13 protein-coding genes are annotated in these 14538 nt (G+C 70.0%); 4 read left to right on the top strand and 9 right to left on the bottom strand.

Annotated elements, in window-relative coordinates; genetic code table 11:
* Positions 1–43 precede the first annotated feature (43 nt).
* The 6 genes from AB0K36_RS04340 to AB0K36_RS04315 form a co-directional block, all read right to left on the bottom strand.
* A complete protein-coding gene (locus AB0K36_RS04340; RefSeq protein WP_364588048.1) occupies positions 44–835 on the bottom strand; it encodes an ABC transporter permease in 792 nt (263 codons plus the stop codon).
* Positions 835–1839, bottom strand: a complete 1005-nt coding sequence (locus AB0K36_RS04335; protein ID WP_364588045.1) for an ATP-binding cassette domain-containing protein — start codon at positions 1837–1839, stop codon at positions 835–837. Before AB0K36_RS04335 ends, AB0K36_RS04340 begins: the two co-directional genes overlap by 1 nt.
* Positions 1840–1881: 42 nt before the next feature.
* On the bottom strand, positions 1882–2772 hold the full coding sequence (locus AB0K36_RS04330; RefSeq protein ID WP_364588042.1) for a DUF4097 family beta strand repeat-containing protein: 891 nt from the start codon (positions 2770–2772) through the stop codon (positions 1882–1884).
* 114 nt (positions 2773–2886) lie between these two features.
* Positions 2887–3414, bottom strand: coding sequence for a hypothetical protein (locus tag AB0K36_RS04325; RefSeq protein ID WP_364588039.1), 528 nt, complete (start codon positions 3412–3414; stop codon positions 2887–2889).
* A gap of 260 nt (positions 3415–3674) precedes the next feature.
* Positions 3675–6254: a caspase, EACC1-associated type gene (locus AB0K36_RS04320; RefSeq protein ID WP_364588036.1), complete on the bottom strand. Its 2580-nt coding sequence runs from the start codon at positions 6252–6254 to the stop codon at positions 3675–3677.
* 6 nt (positions 6255–6260) lie between these two features.
* A complete protein-coding gene (locus AB0K36_RS04315) occupies positions 6261–6617 on the bottom strand; it encodes an effector-associated constant component EACC1 (protein ID WP_364588033.1) in 357 nt (118 codons plus the stop codon).
* 230 nt (positions 6618–6847) lie between these two features.
* Between AB0K36_RS04315 and AB0K36_RS04310 the strand changes: the two genes are divergently transcribed.
* Positions 6848–7237, top strand: a complete 390-nt coding sequence (locus AB0K36_RS04310; RefSeq protein ID WP_364588031.1) for an ATP-binding protein — start codon at positions 6848–6850, stop codon at positions 7235–7237.
* A 55-nt stretch (positions 7238–7292) separates the two neighbouring features.
* Positions 7293–7853 carry an SMI1/KNR4 family protein gene (locus AB0K36_RS04305; protein WP_364588028.1) on the top strand — a complete coding sequence of 187 codons (561 nt, stop codon included), beginning with the start codon at positions 7293–7295 and terminating at the stop codon, positions 7851–7853.
* Between the two features lie 95 nt (positions 7854–7948).
* On the opposite strand, the gene AB0K36_RS04300 is transcribed toward AB0K36_RS04305, so the two are convergent.
* Positions 7949–8491, bottom strand: coding sequence for a DUF1707 SHOCT-like domain-containing protein (locus tag AB0K36_RS04300; RefSeq protein ID WP_364588025.1), 543 nt, complete (start codon positions 8489–8491; stop codon positions 7949–7951).
* Positions 8492–8903: 412 nt separating this feature from the next.
* Positions 8904–10139, bottom strand: coding sequence for a GNAT family N-acetyltransferase (locus AB0K36_RS04295; protein WP_364588022.1), 1236 nt, complete (start codon positions 10137–10139; stop codon positions 8904–8906).
* Between the two features lie 192 nt (positions 10140–10331).
* Here AB0K36_RS04295 and AB0K36_RS04290 point away from each other — a divergent pair, with 192 nt between their 5' ends.
* Positions 10332–10676, top strand: a complete 345-nt coding sequence (locus AB0K36_RS04290; RefSeq protein WP_364588019.1) for a tetratricopeptide repeat protein — start codon at positions 10332–10334, stop codon at positions 10674–10676.
* 187 nt (positions 10677–10863) lie between these two features.
* On the opposite strand, the gene AB0K36_RS04285 is transcribed toward AB0K36_RS04290, so the two are convergent.
* A complete protein-coding gene (locus AB0K36_RS04285; RefSeq protein ID WP_364588016.1) occupies positions 10864–11718 on the bottom strand; it encodes an alpha/beta fold hydrolase in 855 nt (284 codons plus the stop codon).
* Positions 11719–12149: 431 nt separating this feature from the next.
* On the opposite strand from AB0K36_RS04285, the gene katG reads away from it, so the two are divergent.
* Complete coding sequence (gene katG, locus AB0K36_RS04280) at positions 12150–14339, top strand: catalase/peroxidase HPI (protein WP_364588013.1); 2190 nt, start codon at positions 12150–12152, stop codon at positions 14337–14339.
* The last annotated feature ends 199 nt before the right edge of the window (positions 14340–14538 follow it).

Here is a 14538-nt window from a genome sequence, read left to right as displayed (position 1 = left end):
CCAGGTGGTGCGGCGCGGTGAAGTGGCTGAAGAGGACCGGCGGTTACCGCTTGACGCCGGCCTTGAAGGTGCGGCGCGCCCACACGTATCCGACGAGGGAGAGCGCCACGCACCAGGCGAGGCCGACGACCGCGCTGGAGCCGATCCCGGTGCCGAGCCACAGACCGCGCAGGGTCTCGATGATCGGAGTGAAGGGCTGGTACTCGGCGAACCAGCGCAGGCCGGCGGGCATCGAATCGGTCGGCACGATGGCGCTGCCGACGAACGGAAGGAACGTCAGCGGCATCGGGATGTTGCTGGCGGTCTCCACGTTCTTGGCGATCAGGCCGATGCCGGCGGAGATCCAGGTGAGCGCGAGTGTGAGCAGCGTGAGCAGGCCGATGGCGGCGACCCACTCGACGGGCGTCGCGCTGGGGCGGAACCCCATCAGGAGGGCGACGCCGATGACGAGCGTGATGCTGGTCATCGTCTGGATGACACTGCCCACGACATGGCCGGTGAGGAACGAGGCATGGGAGATCGGCATCGTGCGGAAGCGGTTGACGATGCCCTCGGTCTTGTCGACGCACACGCTGATCGCCGTGGTCAGGGCGCCGGACGTGGCGGCCATCAGGATGATGCCGGGGGCCAGGTAGTCGATGTAGTCGCCACTGCCGGTCGGCAGTCCGCTGATGCCGTTGCCCAGGGCGCTGCCGAAGACGTAGTTGAACAGCAGCAGCATCACCAGGGGCATCGCGACGACGGTGACCGTCAGGGAGGGGTAGCGCAGCGCCTTCTTGAGGTTGCGCCGCAGCATCGTCCTGGAGTCTCTTGCGGCGTAGGACATGGTGGACATCAGGCGTTCTCCTTGGGCGATGCGACGGTGCCGGCGGGGCGGGGCTGACCGGTGAGGGTCAGGAAGACGTCGTCGAGGTCCGGGGTGTGCACGGTGAGCGATTCGGCCCGGACGTCGGTGGCCTCCAGGGTGTCGAGGACGGCCCGCAGGTTGGGGATGGAGCCGTCGCTGGGGATCTGGAGGGTGAGGGAGTCCTCGTCGCGCGTCGCGATACCGAAGATGCCCGCGGCGGTGTCCAGATTCCGGGCGTCGGCGAACCGCACCCGGATGTGGCCGCCGGGGATGCGCTGCTTCAGCTCGTCGGCGGTGCCCTCGGCGATCAGCCGGCCGTGGTCCAGTACCGCGATACGGTCGGCGAGTTGGTCGGCCTCTTCGAGGTACTGGGTGGTCAGGAAGATGGTCACGCCGTCGTCGGCGACGAGGTCGCGGATGATCTCCCACATGGTGCGCCTGCTGCGCGGGTCGAGTCCGGTGGTGGGCTCGTCGAGGAAGATGATCCGCGGATCGCCGATCAGGGTCATCGCCAGGTCGAGCTTGCGCCGCATGCCGCCGGAGAAGGTGACGGTGGTCCTGCCCGCCACCTCGGACAGGTCGAAGCGGCGCAGCAGGTCCTTGGCCCGCCGCCTGCCCTCACTCCGGTCCAGGTGATGCAGATCCGCCATGAGGAGGAGGTTCTCCTCGGCGGTCAGCAGATTGTCGACGGCCGAGAACTGGCCGGTGACTCCGATCACGGAGCGCACCGCGTCGGCGGCCCTGGTGAGGTGGCGGCCCGCGACCCAGGCCTCGCCCGCGTCGGCGTCGATGAGCGTGGAGAGGATCTCCACCGTGGTGGTCTTGCCGGCGCCGTTGGGCCCGAGCAGAGCGAAGACGGTGCCTTCGGGGATGTTCAGGTCGATGCCGTCGAGCACGAGCTTGTCGCCGTAGGACTTGCGCAGTCCGGTGGCGGTGATCGCGAGCGCCGGAGGGTTGGCGGTGATCGGCGCGGACGTCTGGGTGGCAGTCATGCCGCATTCCTTTCGGGATAGGGGAGTTGGGGTCACGTCCGGTCAGGCACGGCGGATGATGACGTCGCCGACCCCGGCCCGGGCGTGCACCTCGACGGTCTCGTCGGAGTCCGCGGGGCCGGCGGAGGAGCCGAGCGAGTTGCGTACCGTGCCGTACTTGGTGTGCACGTCGAGCCAGGCGGCGGTGCCCTGGTGGATGCCCACTTCGAGGTCGCCGACGGAGCTGCGCAGGTCGATACGGCCGCGGATGATGTCGCCGACACGGATGCGGCCGTTGGCGGACACCGCGTCGACCCCGGCGTGGGCGACGTCGATCTCGATGCGGCCGTTGGCGGACCTGGCGTCGACGCTGCCGTGCGCGATGCCCACGGAGACGTCGCCGTTGGCCGCGCTGGTCTTCAGGCCGCCGGTGACCTCGCCGACCTCGGTCGCGCCGTTGCCGTTCTTGACGGTCGCCGTGCCGGCGACGGTGCCGATCTCGATCCGGCCGGCGCCGATGACTTCGATGTCCCCCGTCGAGCGGGCCAGGCGGATGTCACCGTGGTCGGTCCTGAGGTCGGCTCCGGTCACCTCGTCGACCTGAAGGTCACCGAGCGACGTCTTGAGCACGGCCTCGCCGAGGCGCCCTTCGCAGAAGAAGCCGCCCATGGCCGTGGTGCCCCGGACATCCGATCCGGCGGGCAGCTCGACGCTCACGTCGATGGCGCCCGGCTTGCCGAACAGGGACCGCTTCCTGGGAGTCCGGACCGTCAGCCGGCCGCCCGAGAAGGTGACCTGGGTCTGCTGCACGGCGCGTACGTCGTTGTCGTCGGAGCCGTTGCGCGGCAGGACCTCCACGACCGTGTCGGTGCGCTTGCCCGCGATGACGCGGGCGGTGCCGACCGCCAACTCGAGGACGGCGGAGATCGGTTCGGGTGTGTCGAAAGAAGGCATGGCTGTCCCGTCCTCTTGGCTTGGGGTGGGTGATCCCGCCGGTGAGGCGGGTGATGGGTCACGTCGGCGGGATCGGCGATCCGCCGGTGAAGTGGGGTGGGCCGGGCCGGCGGTTCAGCGCACCCAGCCGGTGAAGCCCCGGCCGCCCGACTCCTTGCCGCGGCCCGGCGGGCTCACGCGCTCCGCGCCGTCGAGGGCGGTGGACACGGCCCGCACCAGCCAGGCGTTGACCGACAGGCCCTCCGCCGTGGCCGCGTCCTCGGCGCGGGCCTTGAGGTGGGCGGGGAGGCGGAAATTGATCCGCGCCATGGTGCCGTCGTCGGCGTCCGCGGCCGGTGACGGCGGCGCGGGTGCGGCGGCCGCGACCGGCGCCCGCGCCTCCTGGAACGGCTCGGGAGCGGGCGGTGGCGTCACCACGAACTCGGGGTCGAGCCCGCGCAGCCGCACGTCGACCGATCCGGGCGCCAGCTCCCGGGTGACCTCACCCATGGCCGCGGACAGCGCGTTGAGCAAGGTGAGCCGGGTGGCGGACTCAAGGGGGGCGGTCAGCCGCTCGGCGAGGGCGCGGGCTTCGTCACCGCCGGCGTCCGCCGCGACGGCGAGTTCGTGCCGGAGGTTGTCGACGTAGGGCGTGAGGTCCATGACGCCATGATGGCACACGAATGGCGCCATTGCGAGCCAGATTGGCTCCCATTTGGCACCCACGCCTCTGAGCTGTGCCTTTCCCGCTGAATGGGCGAGTCATGGTGCCGCATCAGGAGGAGAACGACTCACGATGGCACTTCGAAGGCGCCACGGTGGCACCACCGAGTGAGGTGATCTGGCACCATCGGACCAACGGTCCGGTGCCACCGCTGATCAGGCCTGCGCAGCGGATCAGGCCGCCGTCCGGGGGCCTGGACTCAGGACTCCTGGTCCCCGGAGGGCGCAGCGCAGGGAACGAGGTCGCGAAGCGACTGCCAACGCCGAGAGCGGATGAGGGCGGCGGCGCGGGCGGCGGTGGAGCGGTCGACGGTGGTCGTCCACGTCCGGCCGGTGAACTCCTCCGCCGCGTCGGTCGTGTCGGAGGGACGTTCCATCGCTTCGACGAGCAGGATCCCGTTGGCATCGATGTCGAAGACCACTTCGATCAATGGTGCGGGCGGCAGATCGGTGAGTTCCAGGACGGCGAGCGACCTGTTCTCCGAGGCCGGCTCACGCTCGCCTTCGACGATGTGCAGGACCATGGTCGTCCGGTTCGGCGCGTTGGCGACGAAGAGTTCACTGCGTCGCGTCGGGATGGTGGTGTTCCGCTCGATCAGCTTCGTCGTGATTCCGCCGGCCGTCTCCAACCCGAGCGAGGCCGAGCAGACGTCGAGGAGGAGTGTGTCCTTGACGGCTCCGGCCAGGATGCCGCTCTGGAGAGCGGCGCCGGTGACGATTCCCTCCGGGATGAGGCCGCGGTACGGCTGTCTGCCGTTCATGATCCGGCTCACCCACTCGCCGATGGCGGGCATCCGGGTGGCGCCGCCCGTAAGAATCACCTGATCCAGCTCGGACAGCCGGACCCAGGCGTCGCAACAGGCCTGTTCGACCGGTCCATGGCAGCGTTCCAGCAGGTCCTGTGTCATGGCCTCGAACTCCTGGCGGGTGAGGGTCTCCTCGAGATGGACCGGGCTGCTCCCGTCGAACGCCAGGTAGGGCAGGGAGATGGTCGTGGTGCGTGCCGAGGACAATTCGATCTTGGCTGCCTCCGCGGCCTCCTGGAGCCGTTGCATCGCGCGGACGTCGGGGTTGAGGTCGACTCCGTGGCGCTCCCACACTCCGTGGACCAGGTGCAGGACGATCCGCCGGTCCCAGTCGTCGCCGCCGAGACGGTTGTCGCCCCCGGTCGCCTTCACCTCGACGCACCCGTCCTCGATCTCGATCAGCGAGACGTCCAGGGTGCCTCCGCCCAGGTCGAAGATCAGGACGGTCGTGAGCCGCTCACGGTTGAGCCCGTACGTCACCGCCGCCGCCGTCGGCTCATTGATCACCCGCAGGGCCCGGATCCCGGCCCTGCCGGCGGCCTCCACCAGGGCTGCCCGCTGGTCGAGGTCGAAGTTGGCCGGGGCGGTGAGCACCGCTCCGTACAGCGGGCCACCGATGTAGGCCTCCGCGTCCTCTCTCAACTGACGCAGGATGCGCTCCGCCACGTCCTCCGCCGTCAGCCGGACGGCGCCCCGCCTGATGCTCCAGTCCGTGCCCAGCTTCAGCTTTGCCGAGCGGACCGTGTAATCGGGGTTGGCGATCGCCTGGCGTTTCGCGGGGGTGCCCACCAGGATGTCGCCGGTCTCGGTGATGGCGACCATGCTGGGCGTGGTCAGGGCGCCCTCGGTGTTCGGGATCAGGCGGACGTCCTCGCCCTCCAGCACGGCGATCGCCGAGTTCGTCGTACCGAAATCGATGCCCACCACCGGGCCGGAGCCGGTGCCTCCCACGGGTGGGCGGGGTACGGCCGGGCGCGGTGCGCGGGCCGTCGGGATGTCGCCCATGCCGCGGTCGTGCCACAACCGCCTTGCCCTGCGGGCGACTTCACGATCCGCGTCGCCGATCAGACCCAGCAGACTCGCTCTGGCGGCGTCTCTTGTCGGTTCGCGGACGCTGCCCAGCAACTGCTCGACGAGGTGCAGCGAGCCGATACGCTTCCACGGCTGCGGGTCAAGGGCCGCCGCCCGCATGTCCACCAGGCGGTCGACGTCGCCGTGGCGCGGACTGCGGGCCAGGTGGATCGTGCCCTGGGCGCTGTCCACGCTGAGGGTCGGGGTCTGGCCCGAGATGCGTTGGCGTACCTGCTCGTGGACGTAGTCGTAGAGCTCGTCGACCGAGACCAGGCCGTCGCCGTCGAGGTCCGCGGAGCCGTCCCGCAGGCCTTGGACCACCGCTGATGTGAAGACCGACGGCTGGGCGGGGGTGCGGCTGTAACGGATGTCGCGGTCGCCCTCGTAGGCGTACTGGAGAGCCGTGGAGGCGGTGAGCACCACCCGGCCGTTGCCCGCGAACGGCTCGGCCACGTCGACCGTGGGCGGGCCGGCGTCGCGACGGAACGCGTTCATGTTGAACGCGCCGCTGTAGCAGCAGTCGAGAAGGACGACGATGCGGCGGGAGCGGCTGTGGCCGATCCAGTCGCCCACCAGTTCCGCGCTGACGGCGGTCGAGCCCAAGTAGTCGCGCTCGGTGTCGCGCATGACGAAGTGCAGGCGGCCCCTTGTGTCCTTCCACCCGTGCAGGGAGAGGTGGAGGAGGAGCAGGTCGTCCCGGGCCGCCTTGGTGAAGAAGGATTCCAGCGCGCGCATCGCGAGGCGCTGGGGTACGTCGACGAGGGTCTCGACCTCGAAGCCGCCGATGTCGGGGGCGCCGAGCACTTCGGCCAGGGCGTCGGCGTCGGCGGTGGCCGCCGGCAGGGCGGCGAAGTGGTCGTCGTCGTAGACGCTGTTGGCGATGATCAGGGCGCGCTTCGCCACGACGGGTCACTGCCCGTGGCGGCGCAGGAACTCCTCCAGGGCGCGCTGCTGCGCCTCGTCGGACACGCCTGTCAGCTCGATCTCGTCCTCACCGATCTTCAGGCGCACGCTGCCGGAGCGGCGGCGGTTCAGCCAGTCCTGGACGAGGGCGGCCAGCACCGGGAGCAGGGCGCCGCTGCCGCCCAGACCGAGCAGGAGTGCCCCGGCCTGTACGGCTTCCGTGGAGCGGGTGCCCGGCGGAGGCGGGCCCTGCGCCACCCGCTCGATGGTCTCGAGATCCAATTCGCCCAGCTCGGCGATCAGATGCTGGAGCTGCTCCTCGACGTAATCCGGGTCGTCGTCCTCCGTGTCGAGTCGGAGCACGACCGGAATCGTCCTGGTCCCCACGACGCCACCCCCGTTCACTCGCGTCGAAGGAACTGTAGCGAGGCGGGGCGCCGCGAGGGGGCCGGTCCGGACAGATCGTGTTCCGACTTCGCGCAGGCGCAAGCTTGCGGTCCTGCGGCGGACGCATCCGGTGCGTCCGGGGATGACCGGCATGTATCGGGGCATGCGATTCAATGCCGAAGAGCTCCGACGGAGGGTTTGTGATCATGCAGGCACCCGAAGCGGACAGCGAGTCCCTCACGGCCCGCCCGCAGACGGCGGAACGGGCAAGGGACGCGACGCGGAGGTTTCTCGCCGCGGTGGCCCCCGCGAGCATGCCCGAGGTGGATGCGGTGCTTCTGGTGGTGTCGGAACTGGTCACCAACGCGCTGCGGCATGCCGGCGAAGTGACCCGCTTCCGTCTGGAGGCCCGCCCCGGAACGGTGACGGTGTCCGTGGACGATCCCAGCCGTGCCGCCCCATGTGCGCTGCCGCGGGACGTGGAGCGCCCCGGCGGGTTCGGCTGGCACCTGGTGCGGTCACTGTCCGCGGAGGTGCAGGTCCGCGTCCGGCCGGGCGGCAAGACCGTCTCGGCGGTCCTGCCACTGCCTCAGTGACCGCCACCACGCCGGGGCTTGCGTTTGCGTGCTCGCCGGTCCGTAGGATGCGCGGGTGGCGCGATTCAACGAGGTCAAGGCGACGTTCTGGGGCGATGGCCGCCATGGGGTCCAGCCGCCGTTGACCGAAGCGGCTGTCCATGAAACCGAGGTTCAGCTCGGGGTCCGTCTGCCGTCGTCCTTCCTGGAGTTGCTGCGGTGCCGGAACGGCGGCCAGGTGGCGGCGCGATGGGACGCGTTCCCGACCGATGTGCCGACCTCGTGGAGCGAGGACCATGTTCCGTTCGACATGATGATGGGCATCGGCCGTCACGATGACCGGTTGTCGTTGTCGGACACGCCTTATCTGGTGGAGGAGTGGGGTCTGCCGTCCCCGATCGTCCTGCTCTCGGGCGATGGGCATTGCTGGATCGCACTCGACTACCGGGTCTGCGGCCGGCAGGGCGAGCCTTCGGTGACATGGTTCGACGCGGACGGAAACTCGGAACTCGCCCTGGCTGCGGACTTCAGGGCGTTCGTCGAGGGCCTCACGGCAGCGGAGATCTTCGACGCCGACGGCCAGGACGGGGATCCGCCTGCGCCCCAAGTCGCTGTCCCGGCGCCGAAGGAGGAGTAGGCGTTCGACCGCGCGGCTCGGTCACAGCACCAGCGGTCGAGCGAGGACGAAGAAGTGCCGGACGGGCGGACCCGGCGGGCCCGGCAGACCGTGTCTCAACGCCGCGCGTGGCGGATCTTCAACCGTCCGAATCCCATGGCCCCGTTGATCCTGATCCTCGGCCCGCCGGGGCGGGAGCGCCGCCGGGGCTTGTAGAGCACGTCCTTCCACCCGGTGTGCAGATCCTCGACGTCGACGATCGCGTCGCGAGGCACCGTGATCTTGGCCCTGCCGGTGCCGAGTTGCAGCTCGATGTCGACCACCGAATGCTCGATGACCGCCCGGGACAGGTCCAGATGCACCCTTCCGAATGCGGACTCGACCTTCAGGCTCCGAGGCACCCGCCAGACGCCGCGTCGCCGGATCCGTCCCCCAGCGGCGGCGATCGTGGACGTGGCACCCGCGTTCTCCTCCGGGAGCGAGGCCAGGGCCGACACGAGCTCGCCGTGCGTCTTGACGGTGAGCGCCTGGTGGAGGCGCTCGTCCAAGTCCTCATGGGAGATGTGCCCTTCGGCGTACGCCTCCTGCAGGCGCCGCACGGCCGTGTCACGTTCGTCTTCGCCGATCAGTGGCGGCCGGTCGTCCGGCAGAGCGGTCACCCTTTTCACTCTACTGCCCTGCCGACGATGCGAACGTGCCAAAGCGACCGGTCTCTCCTGGGCCCGAGACGACAAAGCTCAGTGGCTCGGGGTGCGTTGCCGACCTGAACGGCCTGCGCCGCCGCAGCCCGACCCGCCGGCCCTGCGAGGGGTGCTCGACCGGGGCGGCACCGGTGACACGGATCTCGAGCCGCACCTCGTCGGGCGGGCGGGCGCGCTGGTGCCCGGCCGAGACGGACAGCCGCACCGTGCGGGAACGCGGCCGTAACGCTCGCGTCGAGTCGCTGACCGATGTCGCACAAGTGCCCCGGGGCAGGCGAGCCTTCGGACAACGCCGTGCCCCGGTTGACTCCGACGACGACATGGCCGCGGCCGGCCGACTGCCTCTCGGGGCCGCGCCGGGGTTGTCCGGTCAGAACCAGTGCAGGCAGTGCGGGGAGCGCTCGGCGCGGAAGAGGGTGTCGGCGAGGGCGGCCGCGCCCGGTCGGTGGGCCCGGATGTGTCCGGCGCGCACGAGCGTGCTCGGGGTGGTGCCGCCGAGGTAGACAGAGCCCAGGTCGCTCACGTCCAGGGACAGGTCGGGCTCACGGTCGGTGGGGACGCAGTCGGCCTTGCCGTCCTGGACGGCCAGCAGGAAGCGGCCGCGCTCGCCCAGGAACGGGTCGTCGACGTCGAGGACGAGCTCGCCGTCCGTGAACCAGCCGCGCGCGGTCAGCGCCCGCGGGACGTCCAACAGCCGTACCCAGAGCCAGTCGGTGTCGCCGCTCACCTCGCCGGCGCGGAAGTCCGCAAGCTGCCAGCGAAGCGGGTGCTCGGGCGGGAAGTGCTTGAACACGACCTGGGTGACCAGGTCGTGTCCGAGCACGAACCGGGCCAGGGCCGCGAAGGCGGCGTCGTCGGTGGCGATGGTCTCGTCGACCGTCAACGTGCCGGCCTCGCCGAGCGAGTAGCCGGCGTACCCGTCCGGGACGCCGTCGGCGTCACGGTGGACGGCGACGTAGCGCGGCGCCGGAGAGACCGGGGGCTGCCCCGCGCCCAAGGCCCACCAGCGGTGCGGCCGGGACAGCGCGCCGGGCTGTGCGCGGCGGTACCGGTCGTAGACCTCTTCCAGGATCTCGCCGCACTCGGCACGCCTCAGTACCTCGACGGAGCCGGTGTCCGACCCGGTCGCCGGGGCGTCGGCCCCTCCACGCGCCCGTGGCAGGGCGAACGCGGCCTGGTGGCGCGGCACCGTCAGCCGCTGCGTATAGGTCGCCGGTCCGTAGCCGAACCTGCCGTAGATGGCGGCCTCGGAGGCCAGCAGTACGGAGAGGAACTCCCCCCGGGACCGCAGATCGTTGAGCTGGTGCCGCATCATCGCGCTGAGCACGCCCTGGCGTCGGTGCGAGGGCAGGACGCCGACGGCGCTCACGCCGGCCGCCGGGGCCAGGATCTCGCCGGGCAGGGTGAGCTCGAAGGAGTACGCACCGGCGGTGCCGACGGGCCGCCCGTCCGCCGCCATGGCGAGCAGGCCGCGGTCCATTTCGAGTGCCGACCACCAGACCCCGCCGCCGTCCTCGCTCGGGGTTTCCGGGAAGCGTCCGAAAGCGGCGTGAAGTGTGTCGACGAAGACGTCGAGGTCCTCGTCGGTCGTGGGACGGATCTCCATCACTGCCGCTGCCTCCTACGGAATCCGGCACCGCGCCTCCGGGTGCCTGCCACAGTGCAGCGTCGCCGCGTCGTCAGGGCAAGCGAATTTCGCGGTGGGGGCGGAGACAACCGGTGGTCCACGGCCGCGGAATGCTGCGCACGACGACAGTGTTCACACGGGTGTCCGACCCATGATCAGAAAGGCACGCAGGTGAGCGAGAGCTACTTCGAGTTCGGGACGCCCGCCGAGCGGTGGGACCGGGCAAAGATGTTCTTCGACGCCAAGGAGTACGTGACGGCGGCCCGGATCCTCACGGGTCTGGTGGACGAGGTGCCCGAGCAGGTCGCGCCGCGGCTGCTGCTGGCACGCGCGTACTACCACTCCGCTCGACTGGCGAAGGCCGAGACCGAGCTGCTGGCGGTGCTGGAGCGCGACCCGGTCGAGCACTACGCGCACCTGATGCTGGGCCGCACCCTGGAGCGGCAGGGACGGGCGGACGAGGCCGCGCCGCATCTGCGGATGGCGGCGGCGATGTCGGGTGAAGCCGTGATCTGACGGCCTCACCCCGAGCAGCCGGGTGGTCGGACTCGGTGGACCCGTTCATCAGCGGCTGCGAAGACACACTGAAGCGACTCCGGACACGCGATGCGGCCCCGGCGCGACTGCTGCGCCGGGGCCGCATGGCGTGCGGCGCCGACCGGCAAGGCCACTCATGCGGCACCGCCGACCGGGCTGCGGACCGTCAGAGCGCTGCGAGGCCGGCCAGCAGCTCGGCGGCGGGCTTCGGGTGGACGAGCCAGCGCAGGTGGCTCCCGTCGAGTGTGCGGACGTCGAACGGGTTGTCGGGTGTGAGCGCGTCCGCTTCGCGGATCAGGCGGTCCTGCATGGCGGGCGGCATGCTCGCGTCGCCGGCCAGGCGCACGAAGGTCTTCGGGATCCGGCCCCACGTCGCGGCCTGTGCCCGGTCCGCGGACGTCCCGACATCGAGGTTCTCGTCGGGCTGGAAGGTGTTCAGGAAGGCCCGGAACTCATCGTCGCCGAGGTCGGCGGCGAAGGCCTGCCTGAAGGCGGCGAGCGCCGCCGGGTCGGCGGTCCGGAAATTGGTCCGGATCAGACCGAGCTCGGCCGGGTTCCCGGCGAGCGCGGGCGCGAAGGCGGCGGGGTCCACCTCCGACATCTCCGGCTCGGCGTAGTAGTCGTTGACGTCCAGGTCGACGGGGCACCAGGCGGAGACGTAGCAGATCCGGTCGATCAGGTCCGGGCGGGCGTTGCCGGCCGCGGTGATCGTGATGCCGCCCCTGCTGTGGCCGACGAGGACCACCGGCCCGTTCCGCTTCGCCCGCTCGAGCACGTCGATCAGACGGGCGGTGTTCTCGGCGAGGGTGACGCCCTTGATGCTTCCCGGTTCCGAGGCGAGCGCCTGAAGATCCTGGGGAGCCTGGTAGGCCGCGGGGAATGTCGCCTGGAACCCGTGCCCGGGAAGGTCGACCGCGACGGAGCGATGCCCGAGCAACCCGAGCTCGGCCTGCAGCGGCGCGAACGAGAACGAGTTCGCGAAGGCACCGTGAACAAGTACGAATGTCGGCAGATTCTCCATGCCCTCAGACTCCAGCAAAACGATCTTGAAGACAAGACCGCGAGGTGATTCCCGCCGACGGCCGGCCCGCGGCCGCCCGGTGGAACCGCGGGTTCCGCCCGCGCGCCGGGCCGGGCCGGCCATACGGATATCCGCTTCCCGTCGCCCGGCAGGGCGATGGTGACGATCAGAGGGTTTTCGTCTGCCGCATGCCCCTGATTCCTGGAATACCGACAGGCATCGAGTCATACCCCGAACGGCTTTTCGACTTCGGCTTGCGTTATGCGCAGGCGGTGCTCTGCGTGTTCTCTTAGCGGTGCGGCCCGCGGTGCGCGACCATACGGACGCCGACACAGACTCGATCATCGGCGTCGCAATTCTCGACACCGGCAATGCAACGACATCACGAGCAAACAGCCAGCAGAAGGACCCAGACAGGAAGAAGGACGGACGTGTCCGGCAGCGAAAGCGAGAACCCGGTAATCCCCTCCCCGACCCCCACGCCGACTCGTCCCAGGACGAACCGGGACTGGTGGCCGAATCAGCTGGACCTTCAGGTTCTCCACCAGCACTCGCCTCTTTCCAATCCGATGGGCGAGGACTTCGACTACGCAGCAGAGTTCGCGACCCTCGACGTCGACGCGCTGAAGCAGGACGTCTTCGAGGTGATGACGGCGTCACAGGAGTGGTGGCCCGCCGACTACGGCCACTACGGGCCGCTCTTCATCCGGATGAGTTGGCACGCAGCGGGCACGTACCGCATCGCCGACGGCCGGGGAGGTGGCGGCAGCGGCGCTCAACGCTTCGCCCCCCTCAACAGTTGGCCGGACAACGCGAGCCTCGACAAGGCGCGCCGTTTGCTCTGGCCCGTCAAACAGAAGTACGGCCGGAAGATCTCCTGGGCCGACCTTCTCGTTTTCGCCGGCAACTGCGCCATGGAATCGATGGGCTTCAAGACGTTCGGTTTCGGATTCGGGCGGCAGGACATCTGGGAACCGGAGGAAATCTTCTGGGGACCCGAGGACACCTGGCTCGGGGACGAGCGCTACAGCGGCGACAGGGAACTCACCGGTCCTTTCGGTGCCGTCCAGATGGGACTGATCTACGTCAATCCGGAGGGGCCCAACGGCAACCCGGATCCGCTGGCCGCCGCCAGGGACATTCGCGAGACCTTCGGCCGCATGGCGATGAACGACGAGGAGACGGCCGCGCTCATCGTCGGCGGCCACACGTTCGGCAAGTGCCACGGCGCGGTCGATCCCTCGTACATCGGCCCGGAGCCCGAGGCGTGCCCCGTCGAGCAGCAAGGCATCGGCTGGCGGAACACCTACGGCAGCGGCAAGGGCGCGGATGCGCTCACCAGCGGGCTCGAGGGCGCGTGGACCTCGGAACCGACGAAATGGGACAACGGGTACCTGGACAACCTGTTCCGGTACGACTGGGAGCTGACGACGAGCCCCGCCGGCGCGAATCAGTGGACCCCCAAGGATCCCTCGGCGCAGGGCACTGTGCCTGATGCCCACGATCCGTCGAAGAGGCACGCGCCCATGATGCTGACGACGGACCTCGCGCTGAAGCTGGATCCGGTCTACGGGCCGATCGTGAAGAGGTTCCACGAGAATCCGGACCAGCTCGCGGAAGCGTTCGCCAAGGCGTGGTACAAGCTGTTGCACCGCGACATGGGTCCCCTCTCGCGCTATCTCGGCCCGTGGATTCCCGAGCCGCAGTTGTGGCAGGACCCCGTCCCCGAGGTCGATCACGAGCTGGTGTCCGAAGAGGACGTAGCCGCTCTCATGGACAGGATCCTCTCCTCGGGACTGTCCGTCTCCCAGCTGGCCACCACCGCTTGGGCAGCGGCGGCGAGCTTCCGCGGCACCGACAAGCGTGGCGGGGCCAACGGGGCACGGATCCGGCTCGCGCCGCAGAAGGACTGGGCGGTCAACGACCTGCCCGAGGTGGCCGAGGTGGTGAGGACCCTCGAGCGGATCCAGCAGGACTTCAACGGCTCACAAACCGGCGGAACGAGGATCTCGCTCGCCGACCTGATCGTCCTGGGCGGGTGCGCGGCCGTCGAGCAGGCCGCCAAGGAGGCCGGGCACGACATCACGGTGCCCTTCGCGCCGGGCCGCACGGACGCCACGCAGGAGCAGACCGACGTGGAGTCGTTCGCCGTGCTCGAGCCCCCGGCGGACGGCTTCCGCAACTATCTCCGGGCGGGAGAGAAGTTGTCGCCGGAGACACTTCTGCTCGACCGCGCCAACCTGCTGACACTGACCGCTCCCGAGATGACCGTTCTGATCGGCGGTATGCGAGCCCTGAACACCGGCTTCAAGGGGTCCCCCCTCGGCCTTCTCACGCGCCGGCCGGGAACACTGACCAATGACTTCTTCGTCAACCTGCTCGACATGGGAACGGAGTGGAAGGCGTCGACCTCTGCCGAGAACGTGTACGAAGGCCGCGATCGCGCCACGGGCGAGGTCAAGTGGACCGCCACCGCCGTGGACCTGGTCTTCGGTTCGAACTCCCAGCTCCGAGCCGTCTCGGAGGTCTACGCGTCCAAGGACGCGGGAGACAAGTTCGTGCGTGACTTCGTGGCCGCGTGGGACAAGGTGATGAACCTCGACCGGTTCGACCTCGTCTGAGCCCGCTGTCCCGGCCGTGTCCGTTCCTCGGCCGGCCGGGACATCCGCGGAGCCGGTCGGGGCGGTGACGGCAGCTCACTCCCCCGGGCCGGCGCCCCTCGGGCCGGCGCTCCCCCAGGGCCGGCGCTTCCTCAGCCGGCGCTCCCCGGGCCGGCGCCCCTCGGGCCCGCGCTTGCTCAGCCGGCGCTCCCCCCAGGCC

The sequence above is a fragment of the Streptomyces kurssanovii genome (assembly GCF_040677245.1).
Taxonomy (GTDB): domain Bacteria; phylum Actinomycetota; class Actinomycetes; order Streptomycetales; family Streptomycetaceae; genus Streptomyces; species Streptomyces kurssanovii.
The sequence above is the reverse complement of the archived record's forward strand: the minus strand, read 5'-3'. Positions and strand labels throughout refer to the sequence as shown.